Raw genomic sequence first — 1640 nt, 5'->3', positions numbered from 1 at the left:
GCGAAATGATTGATGGCTACAATCGGTCTTAAACCGAATTTAAAGGCATTTTCAATATGCTTTTTCAGGTTGTCGATGCCGTTTTTCACGAACTGAAGATTGGTTTTGTCGAATTCCCCTTTTTTCGTTGCGCCGCCATGATAACGAAGGGCGCGGATGGTAGCGACAAGAACAAAAGCATCAGGTTTTAAATTTCCATAATGACATTTAATATGGAAGAATTTTTCCGCACCCAGATCCGCACCGAAACCTGCTTCCGTTACAACGAAATCTGCCAGAGAAAGTCCGGTTTTGGTAGCGATAATCGTATTGGTTCCCTGCGCAATGTTCGCAAACGGACCGCCGTGCAGAATCGCCGGATTGCCCTCCAGCGTCTGTACCAAATTAGGTTTTATAGCATCTCTCAACAGAATGGCCATAGCGCCCTCAGCTTTTAAATCTCTGGCGTAAACAGGTTTTTTATCGAAGGTATAACCCACGAAAATATTACCGAGTCTTTCTCTTAAATCTTCGAAATCCTTCGCAATACAGAGAATCGCCATCACTTCAGACGCCGGAGTAATATTGAAACCTTCTTCCCGCGCAATTCCGTTGTTCGATCCACCCAAACCGATTACAATCTGTCTCAGACTTCGGTCGTTCATATCCATTACACGCTTCCAGGTAATGGTTCGTGGGTCGATGTTCAGATTATGTTTTTTGTTCTGCAGATTATTGTCGATAAGTGCAGAAAGCAGGTTGTTGGCTTTTTCAATCGCCGCAAAATCTCCGGTAAAATGCAGGTTGATATCCACCATCGGAATCACTTGTGCATAACCCCCGCCTGCTGCGCCGCCTTTAATCCCGAAAACCGGTCCCAGACTCGGTTCACGCAGAACCGCAATCGCTTTTTTACCGATTTTATTCAACCCGTCCGACAGCCCGACACTAACCGTAGTTTTTCCTTCGCCCGCTGGAGTAGGGTTAATGGCGGTAACTAAAATAAGTTTTGCCTTCTTAATTTTTTCTTCATCGATATACGATAACGGAATTTTAGCTTTATATTTTCCGTAGTATTCCAGATCATCGTGGTCGATTCCAATTTTCTCAGCGATATGCTTGATGTGCTGAATTTTGGCTGCAGAGGCGATTTCTAAGTCGGTAGGGAAATTCATTTTTACTTAATTTAGGTACTCAAAATTAATCATAAGAATCTTCTCTTCTCATTTTTCCGTAATGCGATTCGTCAGTTTTACGGTTTTTTGTGCGATCGGTTTACCGCATAAAAAAATATCCAGCCTTTAATTAAGCTGGATATTTTCTGTTGTTCAGGGCGACTAGTTTGTGGCCAGTGCTTTTGCCTGTTTTTTTCTGGCTTGTTTCTCTTCGTATTTTTTTACGACGTAACCTATTGCAATTGGCGCGACCCACATTAGGAGTCTTCTTAAAAGTGTTGGATTCATAATAATTATTTTTTATGAAATACCTGTTTCAAGAATTACGCCAAACATTTCTGCAGATTACTCCTTTTCTGCCAGTGCCTGGCCCTCAAAAGCAATTCCGTCCCAGCCATATTGCATAAAGTTGCGGATGTTCTGGTGGTCGTTGCCTTCAGGATTTTTCAGCACATCAGTTCTGTAGAAATCCCCGAACAGCGCCAG

3 protein-coding genes are annotated in these 1640 nt (G+C 42.7%); all 3 read right to left on the bottom strand.

The window, feature by feature from the left end; translation table 11 throughout:
• Positions 1-1154, bottom strand: a 1154-nt coding sequence (locus tag V5N63_RS11855) for a formate--tetrahydrofolate ligase (RefSeq protein WP_332034107.1), incomplete at its 3' end; no start/stop codon positions are given.
• A 162-nt stretch (positions 1155-1316) separates the two neighbouring features.
• Positions 1317-1442, bottom strand: coding sequence for a hypothetical protein (locus tag V5N63_RS11850; RefSeq protein WP_332034106.1), 126 nt, complete (start codon positions 1440-1442; stop codon positions 1317-1319).
• A gap of 57 nt (positions 1443-1499) precedes the next feature.
• Positions 1500-1640, bottom strand: a 141-nt coding sequence (locus V5N63_RS11845) for a HopJ type III effector protein (protein WP_332034108.1), incomplete at its 5' end; no start/stop codon positions are given.

This window comes from Kaistella sp., from assembly GCF_032060305.1.
GTDB lineage: Bacteria > Bacteroidota > Bacteroidia > Flavobacteriales > Weeksellaceae > Kaistella > Kaistella yananensis.
This window is presented reverse-complemented; position numbering and strand designations above follow the sequence as displayed.

Excerpts from the sequence above, each read along its gene's own strand:
- V5N63_RS11850 (WP_332034106.1), bottom strand. The coding sequence starts at position 1,442 with ATGAATCCAACACTTTTAAGAAGACTCCTAATGTGGGTCGCGCCAATT.